This window comes from Rhizobacter sp. P2_H2, assembly GCF_056403375.1.
The window spans coordinates 1-1,180 of record NZ_JBFUFP010001384.1; the positions used below are offsets into that span (position 1 = coordinate 1).

Sequence of the window (1,180 nt, forward strand, 5' to 3'; positions counted from 1 at the left end):
CTGCTGAAGCAGCTGGCCGAGGGCCTGGCCGCGTTGCGCGAAGGCCTGGTCGAGGCCGGTGCCTGGGACCGCACGCTGGTGCTGACCTATTCGGAGTTCGGCCGCCGCGCGCGCCAGAACCAGAGCGGCGGCACCGACCACGGCACCGCCGCGCCGCACTTCGCGATGGGCGGCGCGGTGCGTGGCGGCGTGATCGGCCGCATGCCCGACCTGCAACGACTGGACACCAATCAGAACCTGGTCCACACGGCAGATTTCCGGCAGGTCTATGCGACCATCGCGCAGCGCTGGTGGGGCGTCGACCCGCAGGTGGTGCTGAACGGGCGCTTCGATGCGCTGCCGTTCATCACGGCCTGAACGACGTGCCGACGGCGCGCCACTCACAAGGAGGATCCATGACGATTCAATCGAAGCTCTCGCCCCTGGCCGCCGTCGCGGCCTTTGCCGCCGCGCTGGCGGCCGAACCCGCGCTCGCCAACGAGCCGCCGCTGCAGAACGTGGTGAGCCTGTCGGCCAGCGCCACCGTCGAGGTCAACAAGGATTTGTTGAACGTGACGCTCAGCACCACCCGCGAGGGCACCGATGCCGGCACCGTGCAGGCGCAACTGAAGCAGGCGCTCGACGCCGCGCTGGCCGAGGCCAAGCGCGTCGCGAAGCCGGGCGACATCGAGGTGCACACCGGCAACTTCTCGCTGTTCCCGCGCTACAGCCAGAAGGGCGGCATCAACGGCTGGCAGGGCACCGCCGAGCTGGTGGTCGAGGGCAAGGACATTCCCGGTATCGCCGCGCTCACCGCGAAGATCAGCACGCTGACGATCGCCCGCGTCGGCAGCAACCTGTCGCGCGAGCAGCGCGAGAAGGTCGAGGCCGATGTCGCCGCGCAGGCCATCGCCCGCTACCGCGCGAAGGCGGCCGAGTACGCCAAGCAGTTCGGCTTCGCCGGCTACACGCTGCGCGAGGTCAACATCGGCAGCAACGAGCCGGTGATGTACGCCGCCGCGCCGGTCGCCCGCATGAAGACGATGGGCGCCGCCGACGAGGCGCTGCCGGTCGAGCTGGGCAAGGGGAGCGTGACGGTCAGCGTCAATGGCTCGGTGGTGATGACCAAATAGACGACGAAGCAATCACTGCGCCGTCCAGCCGCCGTCCACTGCCCAGGCCACGCCGCGCACGTTGTCGG

Annotated in this window: 2 protein-coding genes; both read left to right on the forward strand. The window is 69.7% G+C overall.

Annotated elements, in window-relative coordinates:
- The coding region (locus AC1D15_RS33280; RefSeq protein WP_477829431.1) for a DUF1501 domain-containing protein at positions 1–357 on the forward strand (357 nt) is incomplete at its 5' end.
- 38 nt (positions 358–395) lie between these two features.
- Positions 396–1,112, forward strand: coding sequence for an SIMPL domain-containing protein (locus AC1D15_RS33285; protein WP_465112581.1), 717 nt, complete (start codon positions 396–398; stop codon positions 1,110–1,112).
- Positions 1,113–1,180 lie beyond the last annotated feature (68 nt).